The following is a 20,445-nucleotide window of genomic DNA, read 5'->3' on the forward strand; positions in this document are numbered from 1 at the left end:
TAAGTGTAGCCACTTATCAACTTTTTCTCTATGATGCGACAATAATTAATTGTGAATTAGCATACTGGTTAATGAGACAATGAAACATCAGTTTAAATTTAATCCTTTAGCAACAGCTATTTTGACACTCTTGTGTGGCGGCACGATTCAAACAGGTTTCGCGGCTTCCACCACGTCTCATGTCTCTACACTAGACAATGCTAAACTCAAGGCTATCGCCGAAAAAAATCAAGTAAAACCAGATCAGGAAAGTTATGCTGGTGAACATTTTTTTCAACAATATTATGTAGATAAAACCGCACCAGAAGCTCAACTGCGTAACAATCAGCATTTGAGTTCGTCCTTCTGTCAAGGTACATGGATTACTCCAATTAATCCTGCAACCAAGCCAGCTGATGCAAACAGCACCACGTCTGTTATCACAGCAGATTATGGTCACTACAACCCGAACGGTGATTCAATTTTACAAGGCAATGTAGTAATTGACCAAGAAGGCCGCACCATTCGCGCTGACCAAGTCACGATTGACTCCACACAAACTCATGCAAATGCTCAAGGTCGAGTTCAACTTGCTCAATCTGGGTTACTCACCCAAAGTGACCAAATTAACTATAATCTAAAGACCCAAACAGGCGATTTAAATAACAGCTTCTATATTGCTGAGCAACAACATGCGCACGGGCAAGCCAATCAAATATTGCGGAAAAACGAAAATCTACTCGTTTTAAAGGATGCAAGCTATACAGCATGCCCTCCAGAGCAAAAACCGGCTTGGAAAATTCAAGCCAAAGAAATTGAACTCAATCAAGATACTGGTCGCGGCGTTACTCGCGGCACCAAGCTGTATGTCAAAAATGTACCCGTGATTGCCGTTCCTTATTTCAACTTCCCAATCGATGATCGCCGCACCACAGGGATGCTCAGTCCAAATTTTGGCTATAGTAGTGATGGTGGCGCACAACTGTCAGTACCCATTTATCTCAATCTAGCCCCTAATTATGATCTTACGCTTACACCTAGCTTTATGAGTAACCGTGGTGCCAAGCTAGATGCTGAATATCGCTACATGACTGAAAACTTTGGTTCAGGTCAAATCTGGGGTGGATATATACAGAATGATAAAGAGTACGAAAATAGAAAAAATCGTTCCGATCTACATTTTATCCACAACTGGAGAATTGATGATCAGTGGTCTACCAATCTAGAATACAATTACGCATCAGATAAAGAATATTTTTCTGACTTTAATAACAACCCAAACACAAGAACCGATTTAAACTTGCGCCGAGCATGGGAGCTTAATTATCGAAATGGCATCCCTGGTCTAAGAGCACAATTAAAAGTTGAAGATTTCCAAACACTTGATAAAGAAATCGATGACAAAGACAAACCTTATGCACGATTACCTCAATTCTTATTAAATTATGTCGCAGGTAACCCACAAGGATTACAGTATGAATTTAATAATGATACTGCGTATTTCAAAAAATCCATCAATGATGGATCTGCCTTAGAATCAAGTGGTACACGTATCTACAATCAATTTGCTGTACGATACAATCATATTACTCCATCATGGTTCTATGTTATTCCAGAGGCTTCTGTACGTAGTATCAATACATTCTACGATCAAGACTCTCAACAAGATCGTAGTTCTAATGATTTAGAAAAATCAGTTGTGGTACCTCAATTTACATTGGCTACAGGTTTAACTTTTGAAAAAGATGGTAAGTACTTACAAAGTATTTCTCCACGTGCTTTTTATGCTTATTCACCATATCGAAAACAGGATGATCATCCAAACTTTGATTCCACAACAGCATCGATCAATTACGATCAATTATTTAATCCATATCGCTTTTATGGACACGACCGTTTAGATGACAATAACTTCCTGTCACTAGGTGTAACTTATAGCCTCTTAGATACTGAAGGCTTAGAGCGTATCAAAGCCAGCGTCGGACAAAGTTATTATTTTAATGATCGTCGAGTCAGCCTCAACGAACAACTTGATGAATTTGATACACAGCGACGTACTGGGCCTGTAGTCAATTTGACTAGCCAACTTAATCAAAACTTTACCATTAGCGCCAACTCTGCATGGATGTCGAATGGCGATAATGCGCAACGTGATTTTCAAGCATATTATACTGGCGATAAAGGCAATCTTTATAATGTTGGTTATTTTTACCGCAAAGATATCAAAGACCGACAAAATGCCTACGATCAAGTTGTTGCATCCTTTATACAACCCGTAAAAGATAATTGGCGTATTATGGGTCATGCTCAGTATGACCTTGACAATAACCTCATGCGTGAGTATTTATTGGGCGTCAATTACGAATCTTGCTGCTGGGCTGTTTCAGTATACGGTCGCTCTTACTATAACGATCTGGATGATCCAAACTCTCCTGATGTACGTAAGAAGAATGCCGTTATGGCCGAAGTTACGCTGAAAGGTTTAGGCGCTTTAAATACCAAACTATCTTCTCTGCTTGAGAATAGAGTTTTAGGTTTCAACAAAACTAATCAATCTTGGACACAACGTTAATGAAGATAAAACATTTTCAACATATCTTTAGAGCCACTGTTCTAGCAGCCCTAATTTCTTCATCAATGCATAGCTTTGCTCAACCTGCGGATGAGGTTGTCGCAATTGTAGATAGTAGTGTCATTCTTAAAAGCGACTTAGTACAAGGAATTGCTGAGGCTGAACACCAACTCAAGGCTCAAAATCAAACTGTCCCTCCAAAGCAATACTTACAAATGCAGGTTTTGGATCAACTGATTATTCGCCAAGCTCAATTAGAACAAGTAAAACGTTATGGCATCAAACCTGATGAAAATAGCTTAAATGCGGCGGTATTAAGAGTCGCCAATCAATCAGGTAGTAATTCATTATCCGCATTTCAACAAAAGTTAGATGCTATTGCACCAGGCACTTATGAAAATCTAAGAAACCGAATTGCAGAAGACCTTGCAATTGGTCGTCTTCGTCAACAACAAGTGATGTCACGTATTAAAATCAGTGATCACGATGTTGAAAACTTCCTAAAATCACCTGAAGGTCAAGCAGCTTTAGGAACACAAGTTCATGTTCTTCATATGCGTATTTCTGGTACGGACAATAATGAAGTACAAAAAGTTGCAGAAGAAGTCAGACGATCTCTTGCTACAAGTAACGATCCTAAGGCAATCAGCAGTAAATTATCGACAGGAACAGTAACAGTTGATGGCGCAGATATGGGCTTCCGTGCTTTATCTGAAATCCCAACCGAACTTGCTGCTCGCGTCACTCCACTACAAGTAGGACAAACCACTGGCTTAGTCAATGTTCGTGATGGAACGCATGTATTAAAATTACTTGAACGTAAACAGAATGATCAACGTGCACTTGTTCCACAATATAAAACACGTCACATTTTGATCCAAACATCTGAAGTTGTAAGCTCTGATCGCGCTAAACAAATGATTGATAGCTTATACAACCGAATTAAAGCAGGTGAAGACTTCGCAACTTTAGCAGCTACCTTCTCGAATGATCCAGGTTCTGCTCGTGATGGCGGCAACTTAGGCTGGGTCAATGCTGGTGTAATGGTGCCTGAGTTTGAAAAAGTAATGAAGGAAATACCTGTTGGCCAGCTCAGCGAACCATTCCAAAGTCAATTTGGTTGGCATATTTTAGAAGTAACAGATACACGCCAACAAGATATGACCAAAGAAGCGCAAGAACGTATGACACGCCAAATCTTAGGTGAGCGTCAATTTGAAACGGAAGTAGATAGTTGGACTCGCGAACTACGCGCTAATGCCTACGTTGAAATCAAAGATGTAAATATGGACTCAAAAGCAGCGCAAAAATAATTTAACCAAAAAAATAGCGGCAAATGCCGCTATTTTTATGCACCAAAATTATTTGTAACGATCAACCATTTTCTCTAGAGAGATCGGGCGAATCTTATCTGCATTACCTGCTGTACCAAAGGCTTCATAACGAGCAACACAGATATCTTTCATTGCCTCAACGGTTTCACCAAAGAATTTGCGTGGATCAAATTCACTTGGTTTTTCAGCCATCATACGACGCATCGCACCAGTAGAAGCTAAACGCAAATCGGTATCAATGTTAATCTTACGTACGCCATGTTTAATCGCTTCTACAAGCTGATCTACAGGCACACCATAAGTTTCTTTAATATCACCACCATATTGGTTAATTACAGCCAACCACTCTTGTGGTACTGAGCTTGAACCATGCATTACAAGATGTGTATTTGGTAATGCAGCATGGATTTCTTTAATACGATCAATCGCCAAAATATCGCCTGTAGGTGGACGAGTAAACTTGTACGCTCCGTGAGAAGTACCAACTGCAATCGCTAAAGCATCAACGTTAGTATCCGCAACAAATTGGGTCGCTTCTTCTACCGAGGTAAGCAATTGAGAATGATCAAGCACACCCTCTGCACCCACACCATCTTCTTCGCCAGCCAAACCAGTTTCAAGGCTACCTAAGCAACCAATTTCACCTTCAACTGAAACGCCACACGCATGCGCCATAGCAACAACACGACGAGTTACATCAACATTATAATCATATGATGTAGGTGTCTTACCATCAGCACCCAATGAACCGTCCATCATCACAGAGCTAAAACCCAATTGAATTGAACGCTGACAAACATCAGGGCTAGTACCATGATCTTGATGCATTACCACTGGAATATGTGGCCATTCTTCAATTGCAGCTAAAATAAGATGACGTAAAAAAGGTGCACCTGCATATTTACGCGCACCCGCCGAAGCTTGTACGATTACAGGTGAATTCGTCGCATCTGCAGCTAGCATAATTGCGCGCATTTGTTCTAAGTTGTTTACGTTAAACGCTGGTACGCCGTAGTTGTGTTCTGCAGCGTGATCCAAGAGCTGGCGCATCGAGATTAGAGCCATAATATCCTCCCAGGTAATGCGCCATATTCTACATGTTGATTTATTTCAATTCAGCAACTAATCACAGGATTTGAAAAAAAAACCTGAATCTTTTGTGTAATTTGCGTATCACAACACATTTAACAATAAAAAAGGCTAAATCCAATAATGATTTAGCCTCTAATTATTTCATGCTTAGACATCAAATACTAAAAAGAACCAATTCAATCCTTAACAGTAACCTTCAAGGCGCGTAAGCGGTAATTTTTTACCAATTGCTTTTTCAATTTCAGGTAAGTAAAACGCATCGTCTTCAGACAGGAAACTAATGCTCACCCCTTGAGCTCCTGCACGACCTGTACGACCAATACGATGCACATAATCATCAGATTGTTCTGGCAGCGTAAAATTCACAACATGTGAGACACCATCAACATGAATACCACGTCCAGCTACATCTGTTGCAATCATGATGTTGTGTTTGCCTTGCTTAAATTGATCCAGCATTTTCAAACGCTTATCTTGTGCAATTTCACCAGATAACATCCCAACTTTGTAACCATCACGTTTCAAATGATCATATAAACGACGAACCTGATCTCGACGATTCGCAAAAATCATGACTTTATCAATCGGCTCATCACGTAGAATATCCTGCAACAATTTATACTTGTCTTCTTTTGCAACAACATATACACGCTGTTCAACGTCAACATTCGTTTTTTGCTCAGGTTCAATTTCAACAGTAACAGGTTCAAACAACCATTGACGAGCTAAATTCAGCACATCATAGCTAAATGTTGCAGAAAACATTAAAGTTTGACGTTGCTCTTTGGATGGAGAATAACGAACAATACGCTTTACCGAAGGAATAAAGCCCATATCCAATAATCGATCAGCTTCATCAATAACTAAAAACTCGATGCGATCCAGCCACACTTCTTTCTGCTCAACAAAATCAATTAAGCGTCCAGGGGTCGCAACAATAATATCAACAAAGTTTCGATCTAACATTTTCTTCTGTTTATCGAAGTCAACCCCACCCAACAACGTTACAAGGTGCAAGTTAGAAAACTTTGTCAGCGACTTTGCATCACTTTCAATTTGTAAAGCCAACTCACGAGTAGGCGCCAAGATTAGAGCACGTGGCTCACCACGAAAGCGTTGTTCTTGAATCGGATTATTTAACAAATCATTGATCACACTAATCAGAAAGGCAGCCGTTTTACCAGTCCCTGTTTGTGCGCGACCAATCGCATCATGCCCTGCTAGCGTATATTTTAAAACCTTTTGCTGAATTGGAGTCATTTGAGTAAAACCCAAAGCATCAATCGCCTTTTTCAACTGCGGATGTAATTTTAAGGTTTCAAAACCAGACGTCATATATGCTCTCAAACCATCAATGACCAAAATAAAGTCGTTATTATAAACAAAAACGCCCCAAATAACATTGGAGCGTTTTTATATCGCGTTAAAGCAACAAATTAGTCTAACGGCTGAACGTTTTCAGCTTGGAAACCTTTTTGTCCTTGAACTACGCTAAATTCTACACGCTGACCGTCACGTAAAGAACGGTGACCATCACCAACAATTGCACGGAAATGAACGAAAACGTCATCACCGCCATTGCGTTGAATAAAACCAAAGCCTTTAGTGTCATTAAACCACTTTACTACGCCTTGTTCACGAGCTGTCATAAGTCAATCCTCAGATATTGAAAGATAAGGACCTTCCGGTGTTGCAAACAGCAGAGCCAACAAGGTTTTAAAATCTTATAATTTTAAAGCTTGTAATCATTCTGTAAAACTATCAACAATTTCCGGTTACATCCATTTGTTATAGGGTTTTTTACGATAAAACGAAATGAAACACTTCCTAAAACGCATCGAGCTTAACATGGGTTTATGACAATTAATAGACTTATTTTAAGTTATTTCCCATGCTTCTATCTGTTTATACTCATCATTTAGTTTATTTTACAGAAACACGGTTCTCCAAAAATAACTTGTTGAACTTCCTTTACGTATATAAAATCAAATGAGATAAATTCTGATATAAGCTATATCCAACCTTTATGACTATCTCACCTACTCATTCAGCTGAAGTTATCGACGCCTTAGGGCAACCTTGCCCGATGCCATTACTTATGTTGAAACGAGCACTAAAAAAAGCAACAGGTAAAAAAACCTACCTGTTAAAGTCTTCTGATCCACACAGTGAAATTGATGTAACACGATATTGCCAAATTCAGAATCTGCAATGCCAAACAAAAAAAATCTCAGAAAATGAGTTTCACTATCTGATTGAATCCATCTAGGTCTTGTGGAACTGCTATTCTTTGTTAAACTCTTGGTTACTCGTAAAGATAAATTTACATTTCTATACTCAAATTTCCTTAGTGATGAAGAACATTCGCATTAAGATGAAATTGTTGACTCAAATATCATCCTATAAGGAGACTCCATGACTACTGACAGCAGCAATCAATTGATGCCCCTGTCATTGTCTGCGCCTGGTGTAAACCTCGGTGCATATATCAGCACTGTCAATCAAATTCCAATTTTAACGGCCGAGCAAGAAAAAGAACTTGCTGAACGTTATTATTATGACCAAGATCTTGATGCCGCCAAATTATTGGTGATGTCACATCTACGCTTTGTTGTACATATTGCAAGAAGTTATGCAGGTTATGGATTACCACAAGGTGATCTCATTCAAGAAGGCAACTTAGGCCTCATGAAGGCAGTTAAGCGCTTCGATCCCAATATGGGCGTGCGCCTTGTTTCATTTGCTGTACATTGGATTAAAGCCGAAATTCACGAATATGTCATTCGTAACTGGCGTATTGTCAAAATTGCGACGACCAAAGCACAACGTAAATTGTTCTTTAATTTACGTAGTTTGAAGAAATCGAGTAAACGCCTGACTTTAGAAGAAGCGCAAGCAATCGCGAATGATTTAAACGTCACGGCAGAACAAGTACTTGAAATGGAAGGTCGATTGACCGCCTATGATGCTGCTTTCGAAGCACAAGGCGATGATGACGATGACACACCTCATACTGCGCCAGCCCTTTACTTAGAAGATAATCGTTACGATCCAGCACGCCTAGCTGAAGAAGAAGATTATGAAGCACAAAGTACGGCCGCATTACATCAAGCGATGGACCAATTAGATGATCGCTCTCGTAATATTTTACAGCGTCGCTGGTTAGACGATGATAAATCTACATTACATGAACTTGCTGCTGAATATAATGTTTCTGCTGAACGTATTCGCCAGCTTGAAAAAAATGCAATGGAAAAAATCAAAACCGCCATGTCTGCGAGTTAAGATTAAATCAAACACAAGGGCTTTCATGCCCTTTTGTTGTATCTGGCTTTGTTTAAACACCCGAATATGTTAACGTTGCTTATCAAATTTCTAGTTCCATTTTCATTATGTGGATAGCGATCTCTGCAATCAATCTTGCCCTTGCAGTTATGCTCGGAGCGTTTGGCGCACACGGACTCAAATCTTTTGCATCACCTGAGCAACTCGTTTGGTGGGGTACAGCAACCCAATATTTTTTCTATCACGCCCTCGGCTTATTAATTCTGAGTGTACTAAATAAAACTACACCAAGTTTTCCTATAAAAATTCCGTTTATTTTGATGCAAATTGGCATCCTCTTTTTCTGTGGTTCGTTGTACATTATGGCGCTCGGCTTACCTAGAATATTAGGTGCGATTACGCCGATTGGCGGTGCCTTTATGATTGCAAGCTGGCTGTTAATTGCGTGGCAAGCAATCAAGCATACGAAATAAGGATTTATCATGCACATCTATCTAAATGGCGAGTCCACAGACACGTCATGTGAAAATTTACAGCAACTCATTCAAGACCTAGCCCTAGAAGGCAAGCGTTTTGCTGTAGAAAAGAACCAACAGATTATTCCGAAAAGTAGACTTGAGCAAACTGCAATTGCTCCTGAAGATCGTATTGAAATTATTCAAGCTGTTGGTGGCGGCTAATCGGCTAAAAATGGAGTAAGCCCATGCAAGATTCCCCTTTAATTATTGGTTCACGTACCTTCCAATCTCGTTTATTGGTCGGAACTGGTAAATATAAAGATTTAAATGAAACCGATTTAGCCATTCAAGCAAGTGGTGCAGAAATTGTGACCGTGGCGATTCGTCGAGTAAATATCGGGCAACATGCCGATCAGCCGAATCTGCTTTCAGTGATTCCACCTGAGAAATATACGATTTTGCCGAATACAGCTGGCTGTTTTGATGCAGATAGCGCGATTCGTACCTGTATGCTGGCTCGTGAACTGCTTGATGGTCACAATCTAGTGAAGTTAGAAGTCCTTGGTGATGAAAAAACCCTATATCCGAATGTGACCGCAACACTTAAAGCAGCGCAAACCTTGATCGATGATGGTTTTGAAATCATGGTTTACACCTCGGATGATCCGATTGTCGCTCAAGAGCTTGAAAGCATGGGCTGTGTTGCGATCATGCCTTTGGGTAGCTTAATTGGTTCTGGTCTCGGTATTCTCAATCCACACACCATTTCCATCATCAAAGAAAATGCCAAAGTCCCTGTTTTAGTGGATGCAGGTGTTGGTACTGCGAGTGATGCTGCGATTGCAATGGAATTGGGTTGCGATGGCGTATTAATGAATACAGCGATTGCGGCTGCGCAAAATCCAATTTTAATGGCTTCTGCAATGAAGAAAGCAATTGAAGCAGGTCGTGAAGCGTTTTTAGCGGGTCGTATGCCTCGTAAGCGTATGGCCAATGCCAGCTCGCCTGAAACGGGTTATTTCTTTAAGTAAGATAAGTAAAAGTAAAGGGAGCTGTTGGCTCCCTTTTTTAATGCAATTATGATTTATCTTGATTCCAGATTAACAAGATGAATAACTTGCTCAGTTGATCGCAAAGCAAGATCATGTAAAACATCTGGTTTTAGCCGTTTCATCTCGCATTTTGGCATCCATGAAATCACTTGAGCTTCAGTCGCATCATCAAGATAAGAAGCTTTTGTTTGAATATCGCCTTTATAAATATAAAGAAATTCATGAAAATGTCGCCCCACAACGGGATCATAGAAAAAATTTTCAACAATCGCAAAAAGCACAGGCGAATTAAAATACTCTCCTGTTTCTTCAAGCACTTCTCGTTGAATTCCCTCTAGGGTCGTTTCTGAAAATTTTAATCGACCACCCACTAAAGAAATACTTCCATCAGGAAAGGTAGAAACCAAAATCTGATCTTCATGCTCTATCCAAGCAGCCACACGAATATTAAGTTTTCCCTCTGCAATATCTAATGTTAAATCTTTCACTTACTGACTCAACTAATGAACTTTAATCATTTATTTTATTAAATTCTTTAAATTACTTTTCGCCTTTCGCTCAAAATTCTGTTGAAAATATTCAGTTTGATACAGCGGTTCTGTCTGATAGAAATGTGCTAGGACTTGTTTTCTTTTAATAGAATAGATATCTGGATCTACCCAAGCAAATTCTTGCTGAATCTGCTGTTCGTATTCATCAAAACGCTCTGGTGAAGCAGCTAGAATCGCCAAATCAATATCCAGTAAAAATTGCAAATCTAGCTCATCCGTTGCTTCATGCTTTTGCGTCGCAATAATCCATCGTTTTATCTTTTGAACAATATCAACTGATAAATCTTGAGCCAAATAATATTCAAGCAGCTCAGCACTTTTCAATTCATTATCCTTTGCTTGCGGATCATAGACCACATCATGAAACCAGAGTGCTAACTCAACTGCATTCGCATCATTTAAATCTGGTCGAATCGATTCAAACAAAACCAAACATTCATACAAATGCTGAACAGTATGATAAGCCCGCTGCTTTTCACTATAGGCAGCAATTAACTTATTAAAAACTTTCTGTGGTTCAGAAAAATGATAATACTGATGCAGTTCAAACCATGATTTTTCTAATAAGGTTAAATATTGCTGCATTGCTCATCCTCATTGGATTTCTTTATTCAGCCATTTTGCCAATGATTCAGCATCTTTACGTTCTAGAAAAAGCTGATATAAGGTACAGGAACCAAACTCGTGTTTCAGTTCCTGTTGGCGCATAGGATGATTACCAAATCTGAATCGTCGAGTACCATCGCGATCTAAAGGCAATGCATATACTCCATAGCTACGAGGTTCTGTCAGGTGTCCTTTGACACAAACTTGATCAGACGATATCGCATGTTTTAATAAATATTCTTTGGTTAACATCCCACCCTGCCCAAGGCAAAACTAAGCTGCGTGCTGTTCATCTCGCTTAAAGACCAACTCTTTATTCGATGAACTTTCAGCATCAAAGTAATACCCTTCACTATCAAATGCTTTTAATTGTCCTACTTGGTTTAATTTATTTTCAATCAAGTACCTTGCCATTAGACCACGCGCTTTTTTCGCATAGAAACTAATGACTTTATATTTCCCATTCTTCTGATCCAAGAATACAGGCTTAACAATTTCTGCCTTAATTTTCTTTTCATTCACAGATTTATAATATTCGTCAGAAGCTAAATTTACCAATACTTTTGCATCAATTTCAGCTAAATCTTGGTTAATTTGATCGGTGATAATATTGCCCCAGAATTCATATAGATTATGACCACGGCTATTCTTTAATTTAGTGCCCATTTCCAAACGGTACGGCATCATCAAATCCAATGGACGTAATAAACCATAAAGACCAGACAACATACGCAAATGCTGTTGGGCGAAGTTGATATCTTGGTCTTTTAGGTGATAAGCATCTAAACCTGTGTACACATCACCTTTAAATGCAAACAAGGCTTGACGCGCATTGGAAAAATCAAAATCTGCATTCCAGTCGCGAAAACGCTCTACATTTAAATTGGCAATTTTCTCACTAACCGTCATCAAAGATGCGATTTCACTCGCAGAAAGCTTGCGACATACATCAATCAGCTGCTGTGATTGTTCTAATAAACGTGGCTGTGTATATGTATCTGTAGGCAGAGCTGTTGTGTAATCAAGTGTTTTCGCTGGAGAAATTAAAGCAAGCATAATCAATCAAAAATAAATTTAACTTGGTGAAACTATAACAGTTGATAATTTTTAATGCCAATTCGTGTTTTCATTCTTCATTATCGGTAAAATAGTGGATTCTTCCATTATCCATTGCGTATCTTATGTCTGAGCAAGTATTCATCCAAGGTCCTGTTGGTCAAATTGAAATGTTTGTAGATCAACCCCAAGGTGAAATCACAGGTTTTGCTGTTGTTTGCCACCCACATCCTTTACAAGGTGGAACACCTCATCATAAAGTCCCTGTCCTATTGGCTCAGATTTTTAATGAAATGGGATGTGTGGTTTATCGTCCTAGCTTCCGTGGTTTACAGGGTAGCGAAGGTACACATGATCAAGGTCACGGCGAAACTGATGATATTATGGCTGTGATTGAATATGCCCGTGCAAAACATGCTGGTTTAACTTTTTATGCCGGTGGCTTTAGTTTCGGTTCTCATGTATTGGCTAAATGCCAAGCACAACTCAGTGAAGAGTTACGTCCAAAACAATTAGTGCTCTGCGGCCTACCAACAGGTTCTGTGGTTGGTTTACGTCATTATAAAACCCCTGCAATTGATGGTGATATTTTATTTGTTCACGGCGAGCAAGATGATATTACCCTCCTCTCAGATATGATCGCTTGGGCAAAACCACAAAAACACCCCATCACGATTCTGCCGGGTGCCAATCATTTCTTTACAGGTTATCTAAAACAGTTGCGTCAAGTCATTAGTCGTTTTTTAAAACTGTAGACTTAACAACAAATTACTAAGAAAAATATACGTCTTTTGAACCCAATGTCTGTTATATCAGTATAGATGTACAGGCATTTAGGTTCTTTAATAATGAAATTAAATAAAAAACAGGGACTTTTTTTAAAGCAAACCATTGAGCACTGGCAACAACAAGGCACGATTACGCCTGATGTGGCCAATAAATTAAATCAGAGTTTTTCGATTCGGTCTTTTGACTGGGAACGACTCGCAAAATATTCGTTCTGGATTTCAATGATTTGCACAGTGATTGCAATAGCTGCCATCACACTTGATGATTACTTGATGAAGTTAATTGAAAAAATCTTTATCGATTCCAAAATCATTCCTTGTCTGATTTTTGCTACAGTTGCGGCGGCCTTTTATAGCTTTGCCTATCTTCGACGTAAAACCAAACCCTTACATCAATTTAGCAATGAAGCGATTATTTTCGCAGGCGTGCTTTCTACCGCAGCGTCTGTCGCCTATTTCGGTCAAGCGATTGATACTGGTAGTGGGCATTTCTCTTTGTTATTCCTACTCTCTACCATTATTTATGCCGCACTTGCCTTCTGGTTTCCTTCTAAACTGATCTGGGTGTTCTCTCTACTTTCACTCGGCTCATGGTTTGGGACAGAAACAGGCTATATGTCGGGTTGGGGTGCCTATTACCTAGGCATGAACTTCCCTTTACGCTTTGTCTTTTTTGGCGGTGCCTTGATTGGCTTAAGCCTGTTATTTAAACGTTATGGGCATTTTAGAGACTTCGCCCATTCAACTTATGTCATGGGACTGCTTTATCTATTTATTGCCTTATGGATTCTCTCGATCTTTGGCAATTATGGTGACTTGGGTAGCTGGTATAACGTCAAGCAATATGAGCTGTTACATTGGGGCGTACTATTCGCATTTATTGCCATTATCGCAATTGTCTATGGCTTAAAACATGATGATGCCACCTCACGTGGTTTTGGTATCACCTTCTTATTTATTAACCTCTACACCAAGTATTTTGAGTTCTTTTGGGTTGGTATGCATAAAGCAATCTTCTTTATCATATTGGCGGCTTCATTTTGGTGGATTGGTCGACATGCTGAAAAACTTTGGAACTTGGAGTTTTTATCTAGTCAATCGCAGCGTAAAAAAGATGATCCACAATCGAAATAACATCTAAGTTTTTAAATAACTCACGCCCATAGCAGAAATGACAATTTCTGCATCATGGGGTGCGAGTTGAGCGCGATAATACTGAATCAACTCAGCTTCCCACCCAATCATCTCATCTAAAATCATTTGTGCTTGATCGGGACTCAATAAGAACTGATTTGCCATACTTAATACATTTTCTCGCCCCATTTGAGTACCATAAATACCGATCTGCATACTCAATCCTTGGGGTTTATATTCCTGATTTGGCACAATATCGAACAATGGAGCAATTCGCCAACGACCATTTAGATACATAAAAGCATGGTTCTTAGGATGATCATCATCATTTCCAATCAAAATATTAAAAATCATCCGCCGAAATAATTCATGTATATCCTGTTGTGACATCCCTTTTCGATACATTTCATTTGCCATAAGTGGATATGACCAGCGTTCATGATTAGTGCTATTCCATTCTGCATCCAGTAACGTTAAACCACTTAACATCGGTAAGCGTTTAAATTTTTGACTTTGTAAATCATAAATACGGTCAAAACGTTCTAACAGTAATACATCTTTCTGTTCACTCTGTTGAGAAACTTGAATAAGTTGATGTTTAGCAACAACCAATCCCTTTTTTTCAGCAAAGCTTAAACAGGCAAATTCAACTTGCGGCACATTAATCAAATCATCCCGATCTTTTGGTTTAGCGAGATACAACTTATCTTGATCAACCAAAGTAATTTTAGGTCTAGCCCCTCCTAATGAAGTCGTTTGCGCCATGGCCAACTGGATTCGTGTAATCGCCTCGCCTTTTCGCATGGCAACACTAAAATCAAGAAAATCTGATAATTTAACTAAGTGCTGGAAATTTTCTAAAGTTGCTTTTTGAGTGACTGTTTTAATCTCACCCACACACAAATTCCCAAAACGGTCTGCATTTTTTGCTTTGATCAAAAAATCTAAGTCCGACCAAGGTGTATCTTTTTCTCTTGCATAAATTCGTTTGAGAATTACTTTCCCCCACGCATCAGGCATAATATCCATGACAAAATTTGGGATACCGTTATTAGTGGTGATCGTATAAGGTTCTTTTCGCCATGGATAGTGGATCTCATCTACCACCCAAGTTGTCGGATAACTCGGCGCATAAACAAATTGCCCAACACCATTTTCTACTGTTAAACGCCCAAGGGTCACAAAGTCAGTTTGATCAGGAAGCTGAATATATAAATAGATCGTTTGTTTCATTAAAAATCATCCTCATCTATTCGTTCCAAACGAACTCGGCTTTTTTGGCTTTCTTTATTTTCTATTGCTGGAAGATTTTTTTGTAAATCAGTTAAAATATTCAAATACCATAGTGCTTTTATAACTACACCAAATTCGACTGAATGATCACCTTTTTCAATACGCTTAACTGTTGATAGTGAAGTAGAAATTGCTTTAGCTAAATCACTTTGACGTAGCCGTTTCTCAAGTCTTTTTTGCTTGATCAATGTAGCCAACTGCTGGGTAAATAATTGCCCATCAAGTGGATAAAACTTATTTTTATGGTTTATTTCTGACACTTTATGTAGCTTAAAAGTTCATATATGAACTTAAATATAGCACAAAATATTTAAATTCCGCAGAATGATTATTAAAAATCACCCCAACTCAAGCCAAACCGGGCCAAATACTTTTTGACCCGGTCGCTGTCATTGGTGGTATTTCGTTGCTGGCGTGAAGCAGCAAAAGCCTTTCGCATTCAATTTATCTTACACTAGAATAGGTTTTTATTTTTAGGGGGATTACCGTGCAATTCTATTACTTCAACTAGTTTTCAAAAGTTAGATTTTCTTTTCAACAAAACTTTGGAAGTATACAAAATAGGTAACTTCGAAATAAATAGTATAGAACTAACAAAGGAGGGCGTGATATTTTCAATGCTTACGGAATCATCACAACACCTATAAATTAAATGATAAATGCCGAGCAGATGAAAGAAGCTCAACAAAGAGCTTCTTTACTATGAAAATTTATTTTACAGATTCCAAAGCCGTCACCAACAACTTCCAGCATTTCTCTACAGTATCGACTTTAACCCGCTCACCCGGCGCATGTGCCCCTTGAATATCTGGGCCAAAAGACACCATCTGCAAATCTGGATAATGTTCAGCAATAATGCCGCACTCTAAGCCCGCATGAATCACTTTCAAGTTCGGTTCAATTTCAAATGCGCTCTGATAAGCCTGTTGTAAGCATTTCAATGCAGCAGAATCTGGATTTGGTGTCCAACCCGACACCAACGGCGTTAACTCAGACTGAATTTCAAAATTGGCAAAGTGCTGTTGGATATTCTGGGCAAATGTTAGTGCTTCTTGGTTCACCATAGAACGAACCATAATTAAAGTCTTCGCCTCATCTTTAGTCAATTTGACCACACCGATATTATTTGAGGTTTCAACCACATCAGCTAAAGCACTACTCCACTGGGCAATACCATATGGACAAGTTGCCAATGCTTGTAACCATGCTTTTTGCTGTTGCAAGATAATAACTTCATTTATCTGATTAACATTTTCTTGTACGGTGATTTGTAACTGATCATCAATGCCCTGTAATTTTATTTGCCATTCTTTTTGTACAGCTGCAACGGCATATTCTAACTCAGTTAATTGCTCTGTTTTAATTGCAATGGTTGCTACCGCTTCACGTGGGATGGCATTGCGCGCTGTTCCACCGACAAATTCAACCAGTCGACCATTTGATTGTGTTAAAAAATCATTTAAGAAATTGGCTAAAATCACGTTGGCATTACCACGACCAAGATGAATATCAACACCAGAGTGACCACCTTTTAAGCCTGACACAAATAAATCCACATAAATTAAATCACTAGGTGCTGTTTGATATTGGATAGGCTGTTGTACTTCAATATCAATACTCCCAGCACAACCAAGATAGAGTTCGCCCCATTCTTCGGTATCAATATTAAATAACCATTGCCCCGTTAAAATACCCGATTCAAGTAAACGAGCACCGCTCATTCCCGCTTCTTCATCAATCGTCAAAAGTACTTCAATCGGCCCATGTGCAATATCATTTGATTCTAATACCGCCAACGCCAGTGCAACTCCGATACCATTATCTGCACCCAACGTGGTATTTTCAGCAATCAACCAGCCATCTTTTAATACAGGTCGAATCGGATCTTTAAAAAAGTCATGTTGCGTACCACGATTTGCCTGAGTCACCATATCCAGATGCCCTTGCAAAATCACACCTGCAGCTTGTTCTTTACCAGCTGTGGCAGCTTTTCGAATAATCAGATTACCAATATCATCGACATAGGTTTCTAGGTTGCGCTGTTCCGCCCAATCTTTAAGATGCTGTCGTAATTGTTGTTCATGTTTTGATGGTCGAGGAATCGTGCACAAAGTCTCAAAATGTCGCCAAACCATTTGGGGAGATAATTTAGAAAAATCGACCTGTATCATGCACATATACTCTCAAATAAAGCGTTTAAGCAAATATACACCATACACCGAAACGGTCATGATGTTAAATCACTTCATTTAAGATGACATGTTGAAAACTAACTTAGCTTTTCCATACAAATTTAGAAAAACTATGTTCAGCTTTTAAACTATTTTCAACAGCTTGGGCCAATTGACGGATAATGCTTTGTGTCTCGATCTTTTCAAACCAAGCTTGTTCTTGCTGAGGATTTGCTGTGATCTCACACAAAATATGGCCTTCAGAATCTTGCTGTGAACACAGAATAGAAAGTGGCAGCTGATGATTGTCGATACGCACTTCAATTTTTTCATGTTCATGGCGCATATGTTGGGCATCAAAACCGTATTGTTCTAATTGTTTATATAACAATGCAGCCACATATTCTTGCGTGATATAGCATTCATTAGGCGGATGATCAATTAACCCATGTTTAGGGCAATCTGCTATAAATTGCAATGTTTTCATGGTATTCCCTCTATTTTTATGTTTTTAGCTGGATCACAGCTTAAAACCGACTCGTACGGTATGAATTATTATATATACAATTGTGTTTTATTGATTAGCCGATTGTCTTACTTCTTTTATTAATTTGATAAATTTCGACCTGATTAGATATGTACATCTTCTTATCGTTCATCTAATCAATTAAACCAAACATTTTATGTTCAGTTTAATCATTAGATCTAAATTGAAAAACAGGTTAAAGACCGCGCCAATCCACACGGGCATTACGTTCAGTTGAGTAAATGCGTTGTACATATTGTCCAATCGGAAGATCTAACAAATAGTCATAATATTCTTTTAACTCTCCACCAAATTGATCAACGCCATCATTTTCCAACTCCCAAGGCGTTCCCTTAATCACCAACAATGGCGCAAGCATGGAACAAACGGAAATATCTGCCAATCCTAAACGATCACCCACAAGATAACGCCCTTGATTGTCAATCAAACGCTGATTTAAGTCCGTAATTAACTCTGTCATACGTACTTTGGAATGGGCGACTTTTTCTGGATTTAATTGATAATTTGAAGCCACCAAACTCTTAAGAATTGGTTTTGAAAATTTCTCAAATTGACGCAAATAACCTTGCTCTCCCATCATAATTTCAAGTGGATGGTCACTAGTGGAAAGTGCTTGTGCCAATGACCATCGACGTACATGAATACCCAATTCATTTGCAAGCGCATCTATTTCAATAGCTTGTTCACGTAATTGTTCATCACGCCGTAGTAAGGCATGCTCAGGATATGTACTGTCAAGGTACAGAGCGATTTGCGTTGAATCTGCAATCCACTGCTTATCGTCCTTCAACATCGGCAAATAGTTTTGCCCAGACTTCAAATAAGTAAACGCACGATGAAAACCCGGAATTAAATTATGTGCCACATAATCCAATTCTTTATGATCTAGCAACCAGCGAGCTTTTTCACAATAATGAGATAAAGGAAATTGGTATAAAACCCGCATAAACACTCCAAATTTATTTTTCTATTCGATCAAACATAAGCTTTTTGATACTTTAGAAGTAAAAGTGAATGATTACAATGTCGTTTTTGCTCTATCTTTTTTAAATTTTGGCTAAAAATATTTATATGTTTTTAAGGTGAAAATATTCATTTACTTCATAAATGTATAGACCTTAAGAATTAAGAAAAAGTCTTAAAGAGTTAAATATTTGTTTTACCATTAAATTCCATATTACTTTTTATGTGCTTTTTCTCAAAAAAAATGCTTAATAATTATTATGATATCTAAGTCAAAACTTCTAATTTAGTTGAAAAGTAATTTTTATGTAAAGTCCCTCTTATCTATTAGAGGTGTTTACATGTCCAGTAATCCATCAGTGATCCAAACTCCAGTACAACTGATTTTAAATGATCAGCAGACCTTTAATGCTGCCTATCAAGTTGCTGACTTTGCATTAGAAGAACGAAATAAACGAGACCAAAATCGTATTTTGCCAACGGAACAAATCAATCAGTTTAGTCAAAAGGGTTTAGGCGGTATTCGTATTCCAAAACAATATGGTGGTGCTTTTGTCTCCAACAAGAGTTTGGCCCATGTGTTTCGTATTTTGAGTAAAGCCGATGCCAATGTAGGTCAAATTCCACAAAACCAATTCGGACTACTCAATTTTATAAATATCACCGGTTCAGAGACTCAAAAGCAGTTTATCTACTCTGAAATTCTGGCAGGCAAACGCATTGCCAATGGTGGGCCTGAAAAAAACTCCAAAGATACCAAAGCCATTCAAACCACGATAACGTTGGAAAATGGACAATACTTTTTAAACGGGGAAAAATTTTACTCTACAGGAACCAGTTTTGCAGATTGGTTAGCGATTCGCGCATTACATCCAGATGACTATACCGTATTGGCGATCGTTGATCGACATGCTTCGGGCGTTGAAGTGATTAATGACTGGAATGGCTTTGGTCAACGTACTACAGCCAGTGGAACAGTAAAACTACGCAATGTTGTCGTTGATCCGGCCCTATTTTTTGATGAACGCATTATTGCCGACACCCCAAATGTACGCGGTGCTTATTCACAACTTTTACAGGTTGCAATTGATGTTGGCATCGCCGAAGCAGCTTTTGATGACACTTTATCCGGCATTCGTAAAGCACGCCCCATTATTGATGCAGGCGTAGAAAAAGCCAGTGAAGAACATTACACCTTACAAGAAGTTGGTAAGCTCAATATCCTGCTCGATGCAGCCATTTTATTACTGGATGAGGCAGCAGAATATCTAGATGAACTTGATCAACTTACTGAGATTTCTGCCGAACAAGCCGCGCGCGCTTCTATTTTAGTAGCAGAAGCAAAGATCTATGCCAATGATGCTGCCCTGCATATCTCAGAAAAATTACTCGAACTTGGTGGAAGTCGTGCCAGCCTAAGCCAACATAATCTTGATCAGCATTGGCGCAATGCTCGCGTACATACCTTACACGATCCTGTGCGTTGGAAATTCCATGCCATTGGTGACTATTACCTCAATGGTACACACCCTGCCCGCCATGCCTGGATTTAAGGAGCAAATCA

22 protein-coding genes are annotated in these 20,445 nt (G+C 38.9%); 10 read left to right on the top strand and 12 right to left on the bottom strand.

Features of this window, described 5'->3' with window-relative positions:
• Positions 1-79 precede the first annotated feature (79 nt).
• Together HMPREF0023_RS04165 and HMPREF0023_RS04170 are read left to right on the top strand one after the other, a co-directional pair.
• Positions 80-2,551, top strand: coding sequence for an LPS-assembly protein LptD (locus HMPREF0023_RS04165; protein ID WP_008941267.1), 2,472 nt, complete (start codon positions 80-82; stop codon positions 2,549-2,551).
• A complete protein-coding gene (locus HMPREF0023_RS04170; RefSeq protein ID WP_008941268.1) occupies positions 2,551-3,864 on the top strand; it encodes a peptidylprolyl isomerase in 1,314 nt (437 codons plus the stop codon). Before HMPREF0023_RS04165 ends, HMPREF0023_RS04170 begins: the two co-directional genes overlap by 1 nt.
• Positions 3,865-3,912: 48 nt before the next feature.
• Here HMPREF0023_RS04170 and fba read toward each other — a convergent pair whose 3' ends face one another.
• The 3 genes from fba to HMPREF0023_RS04185 all read right to left on the bottom strand — a co-directional run bounded on the left by fba (position 3,913) and on the right by HMPREF0023_RS04185 (position 6,626).
• Complete coding sequence (fba, locus tag HMPREF0023_RS04175; protein WP_005080433.1) at positions 3,913-4,950, bottom strand: class II fructose-bisphosphate aldolase; 1,038 nt, start codon at positions 4,948-4,950, stop codon at positions 3,913-3,915.
• Positions 4,951-5,160: 210 nt separating this feature from the next.
• Positions 5,161-6,312 (bottom strand): ATP-dependent RNA helicase RhlB, encoded by a 1,152-nt coding sequence (rhlB, locus tag HMPREF0023_RS04180; RefSeq protein ID WP_004639323.1) that lies wholly within the window; start codon positions 6,310-6,312, stop codon positions 5,161-5,163.
• A gap of 101 nt (positions 6,313-6,413) precedes the next feature.
• On the bottom strand, positions 6,414-6,626 hold the full coding sequence (locus HMPREF0023_RS04185) for a cold-shock protein (RefSeq protein WP_000126912.1): 213 nt from the start codon (positions 6,624-6,626) through the stop codon (positions 6,414-6,416).
• A 377-nt stretch (positions 6,627-7,003) separates the two neighbouring features.
• Between HMPREF0023_RS04185 and HMPREF0023_RS04190 the strand changes: the two genes are divergently transcribed.
• The 5 genes from HMPREF0023_RS04190 (at position 7,004) to HMPREF0023_RS04210 (ending at position 9,751) form a co-directional block, all read left to right on the top strand.
• Complete coding sequence (locus HMPREF0023_RS04190) at positions 7,004-7,246, top strand: sulfurtransferase TusA family protein (protein ID WP_004639324.1); 243 nt, start codon at positions 7,004-7,006, stop codon at positions 7,244-7,246.
• A gap of 146 nt (positions 7,247-7,392) precedes the next feature.
• Positions 7,393-8,262 carry an RNA polymerase sigma factor RpoH gene (gene rpoH, locus HMPREF0023_RS04195; RefSeq protein ID WP_004639325.1) on the top strand — a complete coding sequence of 290 codons (870 nt, stop codon included), beginning with the start codon at positions 7,393-7,395 and terminating at the stop codon, positions 8,260-8,262.
• Positions 8,263-8,369: 107 nt separating this feature from the next.
• Positions 8,370-8,735, top strand: a complete 366-nt coding sequence (locus HMPREF0023_RS04200; RefSeq protein WP_005080428.1) for a DUF423 domain-containing protein — start codon at positions 8,370-8,372, stop codon at positions 8,733-8,735.
• Positions 8,736-8,744: 9 nt separating this feature from the next.
• The gene (gene thiS, locus HMPREF0023_RS04205) at positions 8,745-8,942 is read left to right on the top strand and encodes a sulfur carrier protein ThiS (protein ID WP_005080426.1); all 198 of its coding nucleotides are present in this window, start codon (positions 8,745-8,747) and stop codon (positions 8,940-8,942) included.
• 23 nt (positions 8,943-8,965) lie between these two features.
• Entirely contained in the window at positions 8,966-9,751 is a 786-nt protein-coding gene (locus HMPREF0023_RS04210; RefSeq protein ID WP_008941269.1) for a thiazole synthase, read from the top strand.
• 53 nt (positions 9,752-9,804) lie between these two features.
• Here the strand turns inward: HMPREF0023_RS04210 and HMPREF0023_RS04215 are convergent, their stop codons facing one another.
• Genes HMPREF0023_RS04215 through yaaA form a run of 4 tightly spaced genes read right to left on the bottom strand, consistent with a single transcriptional unit; the run spans position 9,805 to position 11,985 of the window.
• Entirely contained in the window at positions 9,805-10,260 is a 456-nt protein-coding gene (locus HMPREF0023_RS04215) for an NUDIX hydrolase (RefSeq protein ID WP_008941270.1), read from the bottom strand.
• A 30-nt stretch (positions 10,261-10,290) separates the two neighbouring features.
• Positions 10,291-10,908, bottom strand: a complete 618-nt coding sequence (locus HMPREF0023_RS04220; RefSeq protein ID WP_008941271.1) for a metal-dependent hydrolase — start codon at positions 10,906-10,908, stop codon at positions 10,291-10,293.
• Between the two features lie 9 nt (positions 10,909-10,917).
• Positions 10,918-11,181, bottom strand: coding sequence for a hypothetical protein (locus tag HMPREF0023_RS04225; RefSeq protein ID WP_004639332.1), 264 nt, complete (start codon positions 11,179-11,181; stop codon positions 10,918-10,920).
• A 21-nt stretch (positions 11,182-11,202) separates the two neighbouring features.
• Positions 11,203-11,985 (bottom strand): peroxide stress protein YaaA, encoded by a 783-nt coding sequence (gene yaaA, locus HMPREF0023_RS04230; protein WP_005080417.1) that lies wholly within the window; start codon positions 11,983-11,985, stop codon positions 11,203-11,205.
• Between the two features lie 125 nt (positions 11,986-12,110).
• On the opposite strand from yaaA, the gene HMPREF0023_RS04235 reads away from it, so the two are divergent.
• Together HMPREF0023_RS04235 and HMPREF0023_RS04240 are read left to right on the top strand one after the other, a co-directional pair.
• The gene (locus tag HMPREF0023_RS04235) at positions 12,111-12,740 is read left to right on the top strand and encodes an alpha/beta hydrolase (protein ID WP_008941272.1); all 630 of its coding nucleotides are present in this window, start codon (positions 12,111-12,113) and stop codon (positions 12,738-12,740) included.
• Positions 12,741-12,833: 93 nt separating this feature from the next.
• Positions 12,834-13,907, top strand: a complete 1,074-nt coding sequence (locus tag HMPREF0023_RS04240) for a hypothetical protein (protein WP_008941273.1) — start codon at positions 12,834-12,836, stop codon at positions 13,905-13,907.
• A 3-nt stretch (positions 13,908-13,910) separates the two neighbouring features.
• Here HMPREF0023_RS04240 and HMPREF0023_RS04245 read toward each other — a convergent pair whose 3' ends face one another.
• The 5 genes from HMPREF0023_RS04245 to HMPREF0023_RS04265 form a co-directional block, all read right to left on the bottom strand.
• Positions 13,911-15,140, bottom strand: coding sequence for a type II toxin-antitoxin system HipA family toxin (locus HMPREF0023_RS04245; RefSeq protein WP_008941274.1), 1,230 nt, complete (start codon positions 15,138-15,140; stop codon positions 13,911-13,913).
• Positions 15,140-15,460 carry a helix-turn-helix domain-containing protein gene (locus HMPREF0023_RS04250; RefSeq protein WP_008941275.1) on the bottom strand — a complete coding sequence of 107 codons (321 nt, stop codon included), beginning with the start codon at positions 15,458-15,460 and terminating at the stop codon, positions 15,140-15,142. The genes HMPREF0023_RS04245 and HMPREF0023_RS04250 overlap by 1 nt, the downstream gene beginning before the upstream one ends.
• Before the next feature lie 450 nt (positions 15,461-15,910).
• Entirely contained in the window at positions 15,911-17,371 is a 1,461-nt protein-coding gene (locus HMPREF0023_RS04255; RefSeq protein ID WP_008941276.1) for an aminoacyl-histidine dipeptidase, read from the bottom strand.
• Between the two features lie 103 nt (positions 17,372-17,474).
• Complete coding sequence (locus HMPREF0023_RS04260; protein ID WP_004639344.1) at positions 17,475-17,858, bottom strand: hypothetical protein; 384 nt, start codon at positions 17,856-17,858, stop codon at positions 17,475-17,477.
• 235 nt (positions 17,859-18,093) lie between these two features.
• Positions 18,094-18,864, bottom strand: a complete 771-nt coding sequence (locus HMPREF0023_RS04265) for a glutathione S-transferase family protein (RefSeq protein ID WP_008941277.1) — start codon at positions 18,862-18,864, stop codon at positions 18,094-18,096.
• Positions 18,865-19,222: 358 nt separating this feature from the next.
• On the opposite strand from HMPREF0023_RS04265, the gene HMPREF0023_RS04270 reads away from it, so the two are divergent.
• Positions 19,223-20,434, top strand: a complete 1,212-nt coding sequence (locus HMPREF0023_RS04270; protein WP_008941278.1) for an SfnB family sulfur acquisition oxidoreductase — start codon at positions 19,223-19,225, stop codon at positions 20,432-20,434.
• The last annotated feature ends 11 nt before the right edge of the window (positions 20,435-20,445 follow it).

This window comes from Acinetobacter sp. ATCC 27244 (genome assembly GCF_000156555.1).
GTDB lineage: Bacteria > Pseudomonadota > Gammaproteobacteria > Pseudomonadales > Moraxellaceae > Acinetobacter > Acinetobacter haemolyticus.